Origin of the sequence: Pseudorhodoferax aquiterrae (assembly GCF_014652235.1) — a bacterium.
In the GTDB taxonomy this organism is placed as follows: domain Bacteria; phylum Pseudomonadota; class Gammaproteobacteria; order Burkholderiales; family Burkholderiaceae_C; genus Pseudorhodoferax; species Pseudorhodoferax aquiterrae.
On sequence record NZ_BMYK01000018.1, the window covers coordinates 116,782 to 131,463 of the forward strand.

Here is a 14,682-nt window from a genome sequence, read left to right on the forward strand (position 1 = left end):
GCGCTGGCGCGCCGCCCGCAGGACATGAAGCCGGCCCGCAAGCCGCTGGTCGAGAGGCCGCGGAGCAGGCCATGCCAGCGCAGCCGCGGAACTGGCTTGCCAGGCCGCCGGGTGCGCCCCTTGAGGGGGATGGGACTTCTACACGAAGTGAGAAGTCCAAACGGGGTGGTTTCATTTCATTGGGCAGTCGCCGACGTAGGCATCCTTGTGCGCCGTGAGCTGCTTGCTGACCGTCTTGAGGTTGGCGTTGCCCTTGGCGTCCTTGGCCACCTCGAACACGTAGAAGTCCTGCACCGGGAAGTTGTTGGCGCCGAAGCTGAAGTTGCCGCGCACGGACTTGAAGTCCGCGGCCTTGAGCGCGGTCTGCAGCACGGCCTTGTCGGTGCCGCCTCGGGTCTTGCGCAGGGCCGAGTCGATGAGCAGCGCAGCGTCGTACGACTGGGCGGCGTACTCGCTGGGCGTGCGCTTGTACTTGGCCTCGAAGTCGGCCACGAACTTCTGGTTGGCCGGGTTCGGCAGGTCCGGGCCCCAGGCCGAGGCCGACATCACGCCCAGCGCGCTGTCCTTGAGCGCGGGCAGCGTGGTGCCGTCGGCCGTGGACACGGTCAGCAGCGGGATCTTGCTGGTCAGCCCTGCCTGCTGGTAGGCGCGCACGAAGGCCACGCCCAGGCCACCGGGGTAGAAGGCGTAGACCGCATCGGGCTTGTCGGCCGCGATGCGCGAGAGCTCGGCCGAGAAGTCGAGCTGGCTCAAGGGGGTGTAGATCTCGTCGGCCAGCGGCGTCTTGTACACGCGCTTGAAGCCGGCCACGTAGTCCTTGCCGGCCTGGTAGTTGGGCGTCATCGCGATGATGCGCTTGTAGCCCTTGTCGGTCGCGTACTTGCCCATGGCCTCGGCGAACTGGTCGTTCTGCTTGGAGACCACGAACAGGTTGGCCGCGCACTGGGGGCCGGCCAGCGGCGCCGGGCCGGCATTGCCACCCACCACGATGACGCCGGCCGAGGTCAGCTTCTTGCTCACGGCCATCATGATGTTGGAGAAGGTGATGCCGGCGACGATGGGCACCTTCTCCTTCTCGATCAGCTCGTCGGCGATCTGGTTGGCGACCTCGGGCTTGAGCTGGCTGTCGCGGCGCAGCACGTTGACGGGCACGTCGCCGAGCTTGCCGCCGTTCTGCTCCACGACCAGCATGAAGGCGTCCAGCATGTCCTGGCCCAACGCGGCCTGCGGGCCCGACAGCTCGGCCATGAAGCCGATCTTGACGGGGGTCTGGGCCTGGGCAGGGGCCGCGAGGCCGAAGGCGAGGGCCGCGAGCGCGCCGGCGAGAAGCGTTGGTTTCAAGTCGATCTCCTGTCGTTGGTCTGGCCGACGGACTGGGGCGCCCAGCGCGCCATCGGCGGGCCGCATTGTTCACCAAAAGAGTGCAGCCACCTTGGTGGCTAACCCGGAGAACGCCGCGGGATCTCAATCCACCGATGCGCCCGATGCCTTGACCAGCCGCAGGTGCTTTTCCAGCTCAGCCTTGAAGAAGGGCAGGGCCTGCTCGGGCGAGTTCTGCACGGTCACGATGCCCTGGGCGGCGAGCGCGTCGGCCACCTCCTTGCTGGCCAGCACGGCCTGCAGGTCGGCGGCGGTCTTGTGCACCACGGCCGGTGCCATGCCGGCCGGGCCGACCACGGCGATCCAGGCGTCGAAGCCGTAGCGCGGCAGGCCGAATTCGGCCAGCGTGGGCACCTCGGGCAGCAGGGCCGAGCGCGTGGTGCTCGACAGCGCGATGGCGCGCAACTTGCCGGCCTTGATGTGCGGCGCCACGGCCGTGACCGAGACGAAGGCCATGTCGACCTGGCCGCCCAGCAGGTCGGTGGTCAGCGGGCCGGTGCCGCGGTAGGGGATGTGCCTGATCTGCACGCCGGCTTCCTGGCCGAACAGTTCGCCGGCCAAGTGCAGCGTGCTGCCGTTGCCGGCCGAGCCCAGGTTCAGCGCGCCGGGTCTGGCCTTCATGAGGGCGATGAGTTCGGACGTGGTGTGCGCCGGCACCGAGGGGTGCAGCACCAGCACCAGCGGCACGCTGCCGATCACGCGGATCGGCGTGATGTCGGCGATCGCGTCGAACGGCATCTTCTTGTAGATGCCGGGGTTGATCACGTGGTTGGACGAGACCATGCCCAGCACCGTGCCGTCCTTGGCGCCGTTGACGACCTGCAGCGTGCCGGTCATACCGCCGGCGCCGGGCAGGTTCTCCACGACCACGGCATGGCCCGTGACCTTGGCCAGCGTGGGGCCCATGGCGCGGGCCAGGGTGTCCACGGTGGAACCCGTGGTCAGCGGCACGACGAGGCGGATGGGCTTGTCGCCCTGGGCCCAGGCGGGCGCGGCCAGGCTGGCGGCGAGCAGCGCCAGGGCGCCACGCCGCGCGATCGCGGGGTGTTTCATCTTGTCTCCTTGGTGGTTGTGGGAAGGCTCAGCCGTGCGCGGCCTGCAGCTCGGCGAAGGACAGCAGGCGGCCCGCGATGGCGCTGGCCGCCACCGTGGGCGGGCTGGCCAGCCAGACGCTGCCGGGGCCGGACCGCCCCGGGAAGTTGCGGTTGATCGCGCTGACGGTGACCTGGCCGGCGTCGGTGGACGAACCCGGGCCGCAGTTGGCGCAGGCGCCACAAGAGGGCTGCAGGATCTGCGCGCCGACCTGCTCAAAAGCCGCGAGATAGCCCTGCGCGGTGCAGTAGTCGCGCACGGCCGTGGTGCCGAACTGCAGGTACAGCTGCACGCCCTCGGCGACGCGCAGGCCGCGTGCGGCGGCCCAGGACAGCACCGCGTGGTAGTGGTCGAAATCCTCGCGCTTGCCGGCGGTGCACGAGCCGCCGTAGGCGATGTCCAGCCGCACGGGTGCGTCCAGCGCGGCCAGCGGCAGGCCGTTGCCGGGATCACCCGGGCGGGCCACCATGGGCGACAGCCTTCTGCAGTCCAGCACGATGTGGCCGGCGTAGGCGGCGCCAGGGTCGCTCGCCATCCAATCCTGCAGCGCGAAGTCGATGCCGCGGCGTTCCTTCAGGAAGCGCACGGTCTGGGCATCGGGCGCGACGATGCCCGTGAAGCCGCCGAGCTCGGCCACCATGTTGGTCAGCGTGGCGCGCTCGTCGATGGACATGGCGTCCACCGCGCTGCCGCAGAACTCGAACACCTTGCCCACACCGGCGCCGGCGCGGATGTCGGGCTGGGCCAGCAGGTGCAGCAGCACGTCCTTGGCCGTGATGCCGGCCGCCAGCGGGCCCCGCAGTTCCACGCGCAGGCTCTGCGGCACGGTCATGCGCACAGCGCCCGTCACGAAGGCATTGGCCATGTCGGTCGTGCCCACGCCGAAGGCCACGCAGCCCAGTGCGCCGCTGTGCGGCGTGTGCGAATCGGTGCCGACCACGAGCTCGCCGGGCAGCGCATAGTGCTCGGCCACCATGGCATGCGAGATGCCGGCCACGTTGGTGTCGGCGCCCGGTGCGGCGGCCTCGTCGTCGGTCAGCGTGCGGTGCAGGGTCAGGCCATGCGCCTGCGCGAAGTCGCGCTGGGCCTGCACCATGGCGCGGATGTTGGGCACCAGGCCCATGCGCAGGTGGGCGGGACTCTGGTCCACGTAGGAAGTGTGGTCCTCGAACACCACGATGGAGGCCGGATCGGCCAGTTGCAGCGCGGACCCGAAGCTGGCCTGCAGCATGTGGGCGCACATGCCGGTGTAGTACTCGTGGATGAAGCGGCGGTCGGCGCGCACGAAGGCGCCATCGCCCGCGGCCGGGTGCGCCGGCGTGAGCGGCGTGGCCAGCAGGTGGCGCGCGACGATCTTCTCGAACAGCGTGCGCGGGCCGCCGTCGTGCGCCCCTGCGGCCGGACGGATGCCCTGCAGGTGGCGCTGGCCGAAGCGCAGCAGGCCGCCCGCGCGCAGGATGGCGGCGGCCAGGGCGTCGCGGCCGGCCACGAGCTCGTCGATGGCGATGGCCTCGCCGCGTTCGATGCGCGGGATCAGGCCCAGGTCGGTCGAGGTGAACAGCCCGATGTTGTCGGCGTTCTGGCGGTAGATGCGCTCTAAGCTCTGGGCCACCACGAGCCGGATGCCGGCCAGCTTCTCGGCAGCCGGGCTGTGCTCGCGCGAGGAACCCTTGCCGTAGCGCGCGCCGGCCACCGTGACCGAGAAGCCGCCGGCACGCACGGCGCCTGCGGCGATGGGGCGCTGGCCCTCGACCGTGAAGCCTGTGTAGGGGTAGCGGCCTAGCGCGTCGTCGTAGTGCGCGAGGATGGCGACGGGTGTGAGTTCGTCGGTCGAGACCTCGTCGCGCAGCGGCCGGGCCTGGGCCAGGGTCATGGGCCGGCCGGCCATCTGGTCTGCCATGGCGGCAGGGTTGCGCGCGAGGTACAGCACGCGGCCTGGTAGTTCGAGATGCACGCTTCTTGTCTCCGTCGCTCACCGTGGTGGCGCGGACTGTAGGAGCGCGCGGCGCGCCCGACCAAGTGCTGATTGGCGCCGGGGGGCATGCGCTTCGCGCATGTCCGGCGCAAGCCCTGCGTGCGCTCAGGCCCGCAGCGCCTCGATCAGTGCCGCCACGGCCGCCGGCCGCGGCGTCTTGTGCAGGGCGTACAGCCGCAGCATGCGCGGCGCCCAGTCTTCGGCCAGTGGCCGCCGCGCGAACTGCGGCGCGCCGGCATAGGCCCGCGCGGCGCTGCGCGGCAGGATGGCCAGGCCCAGGCCGGCCTCGACCATGCGCGCCACACCGTCGAAGCTGTGCACGGCCACGGCCACCTGCAACGGCAGCCCGGTGGCCGCAGCGCGCTCGCGCAGCTGGCGGTCCAGCGCGCCGCCGCTCTGCACGCAGACCAGCGGCTGCTGCGCCACCTCGGCGAAGCGCAGGCTGTCGCTTCCGGCCAGCGGGTGGGCGGCGGGCAGCAGCACGGCGAGCGGGTCGTCTGCAAAGTCCCAGGCGTCGAGCCCGGCCGGCACCGCGTGGGCCACCGCCACGCCGACGTCGGTCGCGTCGTCCAGGCAGGCGCGCAGCACCTCGTCGCTGAGCCGTTCCTGCAGCGCGATCGTGACCTCCGGATAGGCCTGGCGGAAGCGCTGCAGCCGCTCGGGCAAAAAGCCGATCACCGAGGACTCGTTGGCGCACAGCCGCACCAGCCCGCTGACGCGGCCGTCATGCGACTGCACTTCGCGCAGCAAGGCGTCCAGCCCGGCCTCGAGCTGCAGGCCGCGCGCGTGCACGAGCCGGCCGGCGTCGGTGAGCCGGATGCCCAGCGGCGAGCGCACCAGCAGCGGCACGCCGAAGGCATGTTCGAGGTCGGCGATGCGGCGCGACAGCGCGGAGGCCGACAGGTGTTCGCGCGCGGCGGCGCGCGCGATCGAGCCTTCTTCGGCGGCGCTGGCGAACAGGCGCAGGCTGTAGGGGTCGAGGCGGCGGGTGGCCATGGCGAGCGGCAGTGTAGGGGCCGGGCCGGTCACGGCGCTCGGCTATCGTCGGCGCCATGACTTCCTCGACTGTGCGCGCGCACTGGGCTGCGCGTTTTTTGTTTTTCGCGGCCGGTTTCATGTTCGCGACCTGGGGTGTGCAGATTCCCACGGTGAAGACCGTCTACGGACTGGGCGTGGGCGCCATCGGCGGCCTGGTGCTGGCGGCCGGTGTGGGCTCGGTGCTGGGGCTCACCCAGGCCGGCTGGCTGATCGCGCGCCATGGCGCGCGCCGCGTGGCCTGGTGGGGCGCGCTGCTGTCGGCGCTGGCTCTGGTGCTGTTGCTGCACATGCCGCACCCGGTGCTGTTGTGGGGCCTGCTGGGCCTGTTCGGACTGGCGACGGGCCTGCTGGACGTGGCCATGAATGCCGATGCCTCGGAGCTCGAACGCCGGGCCGGCCGGCCGCTCATGAGTGCCTTCCACGGCATGTTCAGCCTGGGCGGCATGGTGGGGGCGGGCGTGGGCGGGCTGCTGTTCACGGCCGGCGTGGCGCCGAAGCTGCAACTGCTCGCAGTGGCCGTGTTCAGCATGCTGCTGGTGGGCTGGAGCGTACGGCAGATGGCGCCGGCGCCGGTAGCGGCCGAGGACGCGCACGGCCGCTTCGTGCTGCCGCGCGGGAGGCTGGCGCTGGTGGGCCTGCTCGCGGCGCTGGGCTTCGTGGTGGAGGGTGCGATGTACGACTGGAGCGTGCTGTTCCTGGCCAGCGAGCGCGGCGCGCCGCAGCAGCAGGCCGCGCTGGCCTATGCGAGCTTCTCGGCCGCCATGGCGGCCACGCGCTTCGTGGGCGACCGGCTGCGCGCGCGCTGGTCCGCCACGGGCCTGCTGCGCGCCAGCGCCTGTCTGGCAGCCGTGGCGCTGGCGCTCGTGCTGTTGTCGCCCAATGTGCCGCTCGCGCTGGCGGGCTTCGCGCTGGTCGGCGTGGGCCTGGCCAACGTGGTGCCGGTGCTGTTCAGTGCCGCCGCCCAGGTGCCGGGCGTGGCGCCGGCGCACGGCATCTCGGCCGTGGCTTCGGTGGGCTACTGCGGTTTCATGGTCGGGCCGTCCATCATCGGCTTCGTGGCCCATGGCAGTTCGCTGACGGCGGCACTGGCGCTGGTCGTGGGCTGCGCGCTGTTGCAGGCAACGCTGGCGCGGCGCGCATTGCGCGATTGAGCCGGCGCTCGACCAGCGCCACGGCGATACCGGCGCCGCAGATGCAGGCGATGCCCAGGGCCGTCGTGGCATCGGGCAGCTGGCCGAAGACCGCCCAGCCGAGCGCCACGGCACTCAGGATCTGCAGGTAGCTGTAAGGCGCGAGCAGCGTGGCCGGCGTGCGAGCGTAGGCAGCGGACTGCAGGCCGTGGCCGATCGCGCCCGTGACGCCGGTGGACAGCAGCAGCACCCATTGCGCCGTCGTGAGCGCGGGCAGCTCCCAGACCCAGGGCAGCAAGGGCGTCAACGCCACAGTGCCCACCAAGCCGCCGTAGTAGTTGGTCGTGAGCGGATCGTCACCGGCCAGCCGGCGCGTGGCGATCTGAAAGGCGGCGAAGGTCAGGGCCGTGGCCACGCCCAGCAACATGCCCACGGTGTCCAGCCCCGCGCCCGGCCGCACCACGAGCAACATGCCGGAAAAGCCCAGCGCCACGCCCAGCCAGCGGTGCAGCCGGTGCGGCTCGTGCAGCAGCCAGGGCGCCAGCGCCATCAGAAAGATCGGCGCCATGAAGTTCATGGCCGTGGCTTCAGCCAGCGGCACACGCTTCAAGACCGAGAAGAACAGCAGCGTGGAGCCGATCATGAGGACGCCGCGCAGCAGTTGCCCGCGCAGCGAGCGCGTGCGGAACAGGCCGAACCCGCGGCGGGGCAGCAGGATGGCGCTGGACAGCGCCGTGTGCACGGCATAGCGCACCCAGGCCACCAGCAGCACGGGCACGCCGACCAGCCCGAGGTACTTGCCGCTGGCGTCCAGGCAGGACAGCGTCCACAGGCCGAGCACGTGGAGCATCACTCCATTCGATTTCATATAAGCAGAAAACTTTATATTCTTATGAGTTTTATAAGAAAGAGCGTAGATTCACGCCCCTTGAAGTGAATCAGGGTTTCCACCGTTGTGGAGACCAAAGCAAGCAATGATCGAGTTGAGGGGTATCACCCAGACCTACCAGGGTAGCAGCGGACCGGTGCAGGCGCTGCGCGGCATCGACCTGGAGGTGGCGGGGGGCGAGGTGTTCGGCATCATCGGCCGCAGCGGCGCGGGCAAGAGCTCGCTGGTGCGCGTGATCAATCTGTTGAACCGGCCCACGTCCGGGCAGGTGCTGGTCGACGGCCGCGAGATGACGGCACTGGACGATGCGGCCCTGCGCATCGCGCGGCGCGACATCGGCATCGTGTTCCAGCATTTCAATGTGCTGAGCTCGCGCACGGTCTACGACAACGTGGCGCTGCCGCTGGAGATCGCCGGCCTGTCCGATGGCGAAATCAAGAGGCGCGTGGAGCCGCTGCTGGACCTGGTCGGGCTGTCGGCGCTGGCCAGGCGCCATCCCTCGCAGATCAGCGGCGGGCAGAAGCAGCGTGTGGGCATCGCCCGGGCGCTGGCGAACCGGCCCAAGGTGCTGCTGTCCGACGAAGCGACCTCGGCGCTGGACCCGGAGACCACGCGCTCCATCCTGGGTCTTCTGCGCCAGATCAACCAGGAGTTCGGCCTGACCATCGTGCTGATCACGCACCAGATGCAGGTCATCAAGCAGGTGGCCGAGCGTGTGGCCGTGATCGACGCGGGCCGCATCGTGGAGCAGGGCCGCGTGGTCGACGTGTTCTCCAAGCCGCAGCACGCCACGACGCGCAGCCTGATCGAGGAGATCGTGCCGCAGGAACTGCCGGACTCCGTGCTGGCGCGCCTGCGCACGCTGATGGGCGCGAGTCCGGCCGGCCAGGGGCAGGGCCTGCGCCTGGCGTTCGCCGGCGACGGCGCCGACCAGCCGCTGCTGACCGAGCTGGTGCGCCGCTTCGGGCTGGACCTGTCCATCCTGCACGGCCAGATCGACGAGGTGCAGGGCCAGCCCTTCGGGCAGCTCGCGGTGTTCGCGCGGGGTGCGGCCGACCAGCTGCAGGCCGGCATCGCGCACCTGCGCCAGGCCGGCGTGAACGTCCAACCCCTGGTGCCGGAGGCCGCCCATGTTTGATTTCCTCGACACCTTCAGCGGCCCGTTGCTGGAACTGTTCGCCACCTCCCTGTGGGAGACGCTGGTGATGGTCGGCATCTCGGGCCTGGCCGGCGCGCTGATCGGCGTGCCGCTGGGCGTGCTGCTGCGCCTGACCGACCGCGGCGGCGTGCGCGAGAACGCGCCCGTGAACCGCATCGTGGGCGGCATCGTCAACGCCGTGCGCTCCACGCCCTTCATCATCCTGCTGGTGGCCATCATCCCGTTCACGCGCTTCGTGACGGGCTCGTCCATCGGCACGGCCGCGGCCGTGGTGCCGCTCACGCTGGCGGCTGCGCCCTTCGTGGCAAGGCTCGTGGAGACGGCGCTGCGCGAGGTCGACCACGGCCTCGTGGAAGCGGCGCAGGCCATGGGCGCCACCACGTCGCAGATCGTCTGGAAGGTGCTGCTGCCCGAGGCGCTGCCCGGCATCGTGGCGGCGCTCACGATCACGCTGGTGAGCCTGACGGGCTTTTCGGCCATGGCCGGCGCCATCGGCGGCGGCGGCCTGGGCGACCTGGGCATCCGCTACGGCTACCAGCGCTTCCTGCCCGAGGTCATGGCCGCCGTGGTCCTCGTGCTCATCGTCTTCGTGCAGCTGGTGCAGAGCGCCGGCGACTGGCTGGTGCGCCGCATCCGCCATTGATGGATTTCTTCAGGAGCTTCCCATGCAAAAACGTACATTCCTTTCCACCATCGCCTTCGCACTCGTGGCCGGCACCGCACTGGCGCAGGACAAGCCGCTCAAGATCGGCGTCACGGCCGGCCCGCACGCGCAGATCTTCGAACAGGTCAAGCGCATCGCCGAGAAGGACGGGCTCAAGATCCAGATCGTCGAGTTCAGCGACTACATCCAGCCCAATGCCGCGCTGGCCGCCGGCGACCTGGACGCCAACAGCTATCAGCACCAGCCTTTCCTGGACCTGCAGGTCAAGGACCGCGGCTACAAGCTGGTCTCGGTCGCGCAGACGGTCAACTACCCGATCGGCCTGTACTCCAAGAAGGTCAAGGACCTGAAGGACCTCAAGGAAGGCGCGCGCTTCGGCATCCCGAACGACCCGACCAACGGTGGCCGCGTGCTGCTGGTGCTGCAGGACAAGGGCCTGATCAAGATCAAGCCCTCCGCGGGCCTGAAGGCCACACCGCTGGACGTGACCGAGAACCCCAAGAAGCTGAAGTTCGTCGAACTCGAGGCCGCGCAACTGGCGCGCTCGCTGGACGACCTGGATGCGGCCGCCGTCAACACCAACTTCGCGCTGTCGGCGGGCCTCAACCCCGGCCGGGACGCCATCGCGCAGGAGAGCGCCAAGTCGCCCTATGTGAACGTGCTGGTCGTGCGCGAGCAGGACAAGGCCCAGCCCTGGGTCGCCAAGCTGGTCAAGGCCTACCACTCCGACGAGATCCGCAAGTTCATCCAGACCGAATTCAAGGGCGCGGTGCTGGCGGGTTTCTGAAACTGGGCTAAGGTGGGCGTCCTTCAACACTTCCGAAAGGACAGCCCATGGCCCAGACCAAGATCGCCGTCGTCGTCGGCAGCCTGCGCAAGGACTCGTTCAACCGCAAGCTGGCCGTCGCCCTGGCCAAGCTGGCGCCCAGCGACGTGACGTTCGAGCAGCTGCGCATCGACGACCTGCCGCTGTACAACCAGGACGACGACGGCAAGCCGGCTGCCAGCGTCACGCGGCTGAAGGCGGAGATCCAGTCCGCCCAGGGCCTGTTGTTCGTGACGCCCGAGTACAACCGCTCGATTCCGGGCGTGCTCAAGAACGCCATCGACCACGCCTCGCGGCCCTATGGCAAGAGCGCGTTCCCGGGCAAGCCCGCGGGTGTGATCGGAGTGTCGGTCGGTGCCATCGGCACGGCGCTGGCGCAGCAGCACCTGCGCAACGTGCTGGCCTACCTGGATGTGCCCACGCTGGGCCAGCCCGAGGCCTTCGTGCAGGCCAAGGACGGCCTGTTCGACGCCGACGGCAGCATCGGCGAGGCCAGCCGCGCCTTCCTGCAGGGCTGGCTCGACAAGTACCTGGCCTGGGTGCGGCTGCACACCGCGGGCTGATCAGCTGCGCGGCCGGTCCTGCGGCCGCGCGAACCAGGGCCAGGCGTTCAGCAGCGCGTAGAGCGCCAGGCCCGCCACCATGATCGCCAGCAGCGTGGGCAGGCCGGCCCCCAGCCGCAGCGCCAGGTGGCCGGCGAGGTAGACCACCAGCAGCCGCGCCGCGCCGGCCACGATGCTCCAGCCCATGCGCCGCGCGCCCTGCGAGGCGAAGTACAGCGACAAGCCCAGCCCGAACAGGCCGTAGGCCGGCCCCACGGTGCGCAGGTACTGCGTGCCGGTGCGGATGGCTTCCTGGTCGTGCGTGAACAGCCCGAGCCAGGCGGCGGGGAACAGCGCCGCTGCCAGGCCCACGCACGAGGTGACGGCGGCAGCGAGCAGCGCCCCGGTCCACGCCACGCGGCGCGCGCGCACCAATTGGCCGGCGCCGGTGTTCATGCCGACCATGGCGACCATGGCGGCGCCGAAGCCGAACACGATGGGAATCTGCAGGTACTCGAGCCGGATGCCCAGACCGAAGCCGGCCAATGCCGCGCTGCCCAGCGGGCTGACCAGGGCCGTGGCCGTCAGCACCGACAGGTTCAGCGTGACGTTGTTGACGATGGCCGGCGCGCCCACGCCCAGGATGTCGCGGAACAACGCCCAGCGCAGCGGGTGGTTCAGGCGCAACTGCACGCCGCCGTTGCCGCGCCACACCGCCACCAGCATCACGGCCGCCGCTGCGACGTAGTAGACGACCAGGGCCAGCCCCGCGCCCGTGATGCCCAGCGCCGGCACCGGGCCCCAGCCGAAGATCAGCAGGGGCGAGGCCAGCAGCAGGAGCAGCACGCCGCCGGACAGCACCATCGCGGGCAGCGCCATGTTGCCGCTGCCGCGCAGCACGCTGGCCATGCCGTTGGCCAGCCACAGGAACACGGCGCCGACGAAGATCGCGTTGGAGTAGGCGAGGGCGGCCTGCTGCACGGCCGGCGTGGCGCCCATGGCGCGGTACAGCAGCGGCCCGCCCAGCAGGCCGCCCAGCATGCAGACAGCGCCGAAGGCCAGCGCGATGACGAGGGCATGCAGCGCCAGCGCCTGGGCCTTTGGCGTGTCGCCGGCGCCGATGGCCCGCGCGATCGCCGAGGAGATGCCGCCGCCCATGCCGCCTGCGGACATGGTCTGCATCAGCATGACCAGGGGGAACACCAGCGCGGCGCCGGCCAGAGCGTCCACGCCGAGCAGGCCGACGAAGTAGCTCTCCAGGAAGTTGGCGGCGGCCTGGGCCAGCATCACGACCAGGTTGGGTGCGGCCAGCAGCAGCAAGGTGGTCAGCACGGGGCCTTGCAGCAGCCGCCGGGAGCGCGCCTGGGCCGCGAGCGCGGCCTTGCCTGGCGCGATGCTGGCGGCGGTGGGCACGGCGCTCATGGCTGCGTGCCTTCCTGCAGCAGGCGCGCGCGCGCACTGGCCAGCAGGGCTTCGGAGATGGGGTCGCCCTTGGTGGCGCGCGACAGCAGCAGCGCGCCGACCAGTGTGGCCACGTCGGCCAGCGCACGCCCTCCGGCCTCGGGCGTGCCGGCGTCGGGCTGCAGCTGGGCCAGGCGCGCGGCCATCGCCTTGAGGCCGTCCAGGTAGGCCGCGCGCACGGGCGCTTGGGCATCGGCGCGCGCCACATCGCCGGCCAGTGCGGCGGCCGTGCAGCTGCTGCCGGGGCGGTCGCGCGTGGCGGTGGCCAGATAGCCCTCCACATAGGCCCGGCGGCGGTCTTCGCGTTCGGGCAGCTCGGCGAAGCGTTGGTCCCAGCGCGCGCCGGATTGTTCGAAGGCCTTGGCGCAGGCCACGGCGGCCAGCCCGTCCTTGGACGAGAAGTGGCCGTAGAAGCCGCCGTGCGTGAGGCCGGCCGCGGCCATCACCTCGGCGACGCTGACGCCGTGCAGGCCCTTTTCGCGGAACAGGCGCGCCGAGGCCTTCTCGATCGCGATGCGGTTCTGGTCGGTCTGTTGCTGGGATACACGTGGCATGCGCGCTCCGTGGCTGATAAATGACAAGCATCATAAATCGAAAGCGCGAATAGATGTCGGCCGTCATGTTTTCGGGCGAACGCGCGGCTACCGCTCTTTACAGAACTTCATGCGCCGGATGTCGTCCTGGCCGGTGCCGGGCCGTTGAATGCGCATCTGCTTGCGTTGCAATGGAGATCCGCATGAAACGTCTGTCCCTGCTTGCCTTGCTGGCCGCCGCCGCCCTGAGCGGCTGCGTGGTGGCGCCCGTCGGCCCGGGTTACTACGGCTACCGCCGTCCGGTGGTCGTGGAACCTCCCGTGGTCGGGCCGCCCGTGGTGATCGTGCGCCCGGGCTACGAAGGCCGGCCCTACCACGACGACCGCGGCTACGGCCGCCGCTGGCGCCGCGACGATTGAGCGTCGGGCCGGGAACCAAAGCCCGGGCACTGCAATCCCATCGCCGACAATACCGTGACGCCCTCCGCCGGAGGGTGCGCGCCACAAGAAGCGTCGCAAGAAAGGGTGGGAATGCTGCTGCGAATGTTGGACCAGGCACCGCGCAAGGTGCTGGCCCTGGTGAGTCTGTTCTGTATCGCCTTGTTGGGCTTCGGCCTGTACCTGCAGCACGGCCTGGGTCTGGAGCCCTGTCCCATGTGCATCGTGCAACGCTACGCACTGGTGCTCGTGGCCGTCGTGGCGGGGTTCACCGCCATGCTGCGTTCGCGCGGTGCCCACCTGGCCGGTGGCCTGCTGACGCTGGCGATCGCCGGCTTCGGCGCCTTCGTGGCCGCACGGCAGACCTGGTTGCAGTGGTATCCGCCGGAGGTCGCGAGCTGTGGCCGCGACTTCTACGGCATGATCGAAACCTTTCCGCTCAAGCGTGCCGTGCCCATGATCTTCGCCGGCGGCGGCGATTGCGCTGCGATCGACTGGACTTTCCTGGGTGGCTCGATCGCCAACTGGTCCTTCCTGTGCTTCGTTGCCATCGGCCTGGCGATGCTCGCGCTGTTGTGGCGCCGGGGCCGCGCCCGCTGAACTCCCCACGCAGTTGTTGCAAGAGGTGTCGGCGCCGGCCTACAAGGGCTCGTGCCCAAACCTGACCACAACCCGCTGAGCGTGCGCTACCGTAGCCGCATCGATTCAAATGGGGAGTGTCGGTTCATGTCTTCAGCCGCGTTGCATGCCTTGGAAGCGCTTCCGCCTGCCGGTATGGCGGACGACGACGCGGTTTCCATCGCCCAGGAAGCGGCACGCTATGCGGTGCTGCGGCGCATGGGCTCGGCCATCCGGCACCAGATCGCCGGCTCGCTGCAGCCGGTCAGCATGATCGCCTCGCTCGTGGAGCGGCGCGTGCAGGCGCAGGCGCCCAACCTGGAGGCCCTGCGGCGCAATTGCAGCGAGATGAACACGCTGGCCCGCTCGGCCAGCAGCGAATGCGTGGCCCTCATGGGCTGGCTGGCCCCGCACGAGGGCGAGCAGGTCGCCCTGAACGAAGGTGTCGCCGATTGCCTACACCTGTTGACCACGGAGTTGTCGTTCCGCGGTTTCACGGTGTTGGACACGACCCAGGCGCTGGACGCGCGCGTGGCGCGGCTGGGCCTGCGCACGCTGGTGCCGGCCTGCTTGATGGCGTTGACGGATGCTGCGGCCATGCCCGCCCAGGTGCGCATCGAGGCCGGCGTCGACGGTGCGGTGGTCAACCTCTCGCTGTCGCTGCAAGCCATGCCCGATGCCGAGGGGCCGGCGCAGCGCGCCAAAGCGTACCGGCCGCTGACATGGGCGGACGTGAAGGCCTTGGCGCAGGCCGAAGGCGTGCGCCTGCAGCTGGGCCCGCAGACCGTGCGCATGCAGTTCGAGGTGCAGCCGGCCGCGGACGATGCCGACGTGCGCTGGGGCTGAAGTTCGCAGTTCGCCGCGGCGTGAAAAAGGGGCTCGGTGGAGCAATGCCAGTCAGTTAAGCCCAGGCGAAGCTGATAGCGGCTACAAAGGGA

15 protein-coding genes are annotated in these 14,682 nt (G+C 70.3%); 8 read left to right on the forward strand and 7 right to left on the reverse strand.

Features of this window, described 5'->3' with window-relative positions; genetic code table 11:
* Positions 1-171: 171 nt before the first annotated feature.
* The 4 genes from IE209_RS22975 to IE209_RS22990 form a co-directional block, all read right to left on the reverse strand.
* On the reverse strand, positions 172-1,341 hold the full coding sequence (locus tag IE209_RS22975; protein ID WP_229883007.1) for an ABC transporter substrate-binding protein: 1,170 nt from the start codon (positions 1,339-1,341) through the stop codon (positions 172-174).
* Positions 1,342-1,464: 123 nt separating this feature from the next.
* Positions 1,465-2,433: a tripartite tricarboxylate transporter substrate binding protein gene (locus IE209_RS22980; protein ID WP_189689240.1), complete on the reverse strand. Its 969-nt coding sequence runs from the start codon at positions 2,431-2,433 to the stop codon at positions 1,465-1,467.
* A gap of 28 nt (positions 2,434-2,461) precedes the next feature.
* Entirely contained in the window at positions 2,462-4,372 is a 1,911-nt protein-coding gene (locus IE209_RS22985) for an aconitase family protein (protein WP_189689258.1), read from the reverse strand.
* Between the two features lie 180 nt (positions 4,373-4,552).
* Entirely contained in the window at positions 4,553-5,443 is an 891-nt protein-coding gene (locus IE209_RS22990; RefSeq protein ID WP_189689241.1) for a LysR family transcriptional regulator, read from the reverse strand.
* 56 nt (positions 5,444-5,499) lie between these two features.
* On the opposite strand from IE209_RS22990, the gene IE209_RS22995 reads away from it, so the two are divergent.
* A complete protein-coding gene (locus IE209_RS22995) occupies positions 5,500-6,636 on the forward strand; it encodes an MFS transporter (protein WP_189689242.1) in 1,137 nt (378 codons plus the stop codon).
* Here IE209_RS22995 and IE209_RS23000 read toward each other — a convergent pair.
* Positions 6,530-7,465, reverse strand: coding sequence for a DMT family transporter (locus IE209_RS23000; protein ID WP_229883008.1), 936 nt, complete (start codon positions 7,463-7,465; stop codon positions 6,530-6,532). The two genes, IE209_RS22995 and IE209_RS23000, sit on opposite strands and share 107 nt — an antisense overlap.
* A gap of 124 nt (positions 7,466-7,589) precedes the next feature.
* On the opposite strand from IE209_RS23000, the gene IE209_RS23005 reads away from it, so the two are divergent.
* The 4 genes from IE209_RS23005 to IE209_RS23020 are packed head-to-tail and all read left to right on the forward strand — an operon-like array spanning position 7,590 to position 10,716.
* Complete coding sequence (locus IE209_RS23005) at positions 7,590-8,642, forward strand: methionine ABC transporter ATP-binding protein (RefSeq protein WP_189689243.1); 1,053 nt, start codon at positions 7,590-7,592, stop codon at positions 8,640-8,642.
* Positions 8,635-9,306 carry a methionine ABC transporter permease gene (locus IE209_RS23010; protein WP_189689244.1) on the forward strand — a complete coding sequence of 224 codons (672 nt, stop codon included), beginning with the start codon at positions 8,635-8,637 and terminating at the stop codon, positions 9,304-9,306. Before IE209_RS23005 ends, IE209_RS23010 begins: the two co-directional genes overlap by 8 nt.
* Before the next feature lie 22 nt (positions 9,307-9,328).
* Complete coding sequence (locus IE209_RS23015; protein WP_189689245.1) at positions 9,329-10,114, forward strand: MetQ/NlpA family ABC transporter substrate-binding protein; 786 nt, start codon at positions 9,329-9,331, stop codon at positions 10,112-10,114.
* A 47-nt stretch (positions 10,115-10,161) separates the two neighbouring features.
* Entirely contained in the window at positions 10,162-10,716 is a 555-nt protein-coding gene (locus IE209_RS23020) for an NADPH-dependent FMN reductase (RefSeq protein ID WP_189689246.1), read from the forward strand.
* Here the strand turns inward: IE209_RS23020 and IE209_RS23025 are convergent, their stop codons facing one another.
* Complete coding sequence (locus IE209_RS23025) at positions 10,717-12,117, reverse strand: MATE family efflux transporter (RefSeq protein ID WP_189689247.1); 1,401 nt, start codon at positions 12,115-12,117, stop codon at positions 10,717-10,719. It abuts the gene before it with no gap.
* Positions 12,114-12,710 (reverse strand): TetR/AcrR family transcriptional regulator, encoded by a 597-nt coding sequence (locus IE209_RS23030; protein ID WP_189689248.1) that lies wholly within the window; start codon positions 12,708-12,710, stop codon positions 12,114-12,116. The genes IE209_RS23025 and IE209_RS23030 overlap by 4 nt, the downstream gene beginning before the upstream one ends.
* A 182-nt stretch (positions 12,711-12,892) precedes the next feature.
* Between IE209_RS23030 and IE209_RS23035 the strand changes: the two genes are divergently transcribed.
* The 3 genes from IE209_RS23035 to IE209_RS23045 all read left to right on the forward strand — a co-directional run bounded on the left by IE209_RS23035 (position 12,893) and on the right by IE209_RS23045 (position 14,590).
* Complete coding sequence (locus tag IE209_RS23035) at positions 12,893-13,108, forward strand: hypothetical protein (protein WP_189689249.1); 216 nt, start codon at positions 12,893-12,895, stop codon at positions 13,106-13,108.
* A 111-nt stretch (positions 13,109-13,219) separates the two neighbouring features.
* Positions 13,220-13,726, forward strand: a complete 507-nt coding sequence (locus IE209_RS23040; protein ID WP_189689250.1) for a disulfide bond formation protein B — start codon at positions 13,220-13,222, stop codon at positions 13,724-13,726.
* A gap of 174 nt (positions 13,727-13,900) precedes the next feature.
* A complete protein-coding gene (locus tag IE209_RS23045; protein ID WP_189689251.1) occupies positions 13,901-14,590 on the forward strand; it encodes a hypothetical protein in 690 nt (229 codons plus the stop codon).
* Positions 14,591-14,682 lie beyond the last annotated feature (92 nt).

Coding starts and splice junctions, on each gene's coding strand:
- IE209_RS23020 (WP_189689246.1), top strand. CDS start 10,162: ATGGCCCAGACCAAGATCGCCGTCGTCGTCGGCAGCCTGCGCAAGGAC.
- IE209_RS23000 (WP_229883008.1), bottom strand. CDS start 7,465: ATGCTCCACGTGCTCGGCCTGTGGACGCTGTCCTGCCTGGACGCCAGC.
- IE209_RS23025 (WP_189689247.1), bottom strand. CDS start 12,117: ATGAGCGCCGTGCCCACCGCCGCCAGCATCGCGCCAGGCAAGGCCGCG.
- IE209_RS23040 (WP_189689250.1), top strand. CDS start 13,220: ATGCTGCTGCGAATGTTGGACCAGGCACCGCGCAAGGTGCTGGCCCTG.
- IE209_RS22990 (WP_189689241.1), bottom strand. CDS start 5,443: ATGGCCACCCGCCGCCTCGACCCCTACAGCCTGCGCCTGTTCGCCAGC.
- IE209_RS23015 (WP_189689245.1), top strand. CDS start 9,329: ATGCAAAAACGTACATTCCTTTCCACCATCGCCTTCGCACTCGTGGCC.
- IE209_RS22980 (WP_189689240.1), bottom strand. CDS start 2,433: ATGAAACACCCCGCGATCGCGCGGCGTGGCGCCCTGGCGCTGCTCGCC.
- IE209_RS23010 (WP_189689244.1), top strand. CDS start 8,635: ATGTTTGATTTCCTCGACACCTTCAGCGGCCCGTTGCTGGAACTGTTC.
- IE209_RS22985 (WP_189689258.1), bottom strand. CDS start 4,372: ATGGCAGACCAGATGGCCGGCCGGCCCATGACCCTGGCCCAGGCCCGG.
- IE209_RS22995 (WP_189689242.1), top strand. CDS start 5,500: ATGACTTCCTCGACTGTGCGCGCGCACTGGGCTGCGCGTTTTTTGTTT.
- IE209_RS23045 (WP_189689251.1), top strand. CDS start 13,901: ATGGCGGACGACGACGCGGTTTCCATCGCCCAGGAAGCGGCACGCTAT.
- IE209_RS23030 (WP_189689248.1), bottom strand. CDS start 12,710: ATGCCACGTGTATCCCAGCAACAGACCGACCAGAACCGCATCGCGATC.
- IE209_RS23035 (WP_189689249.1), top strand. CDS start 12,893: ATGAAACGTCTGTCCCTGCTTGCCTTGCTGGCCGCCGCCGCCCTGAGC.
- IE209_RS23005 (WP_189689243.1), top strand. CDS start 7,590: ATGATCGAGTTGAGGGGTATCACCCAGACCTACCAGGGTAGCAGCGGA.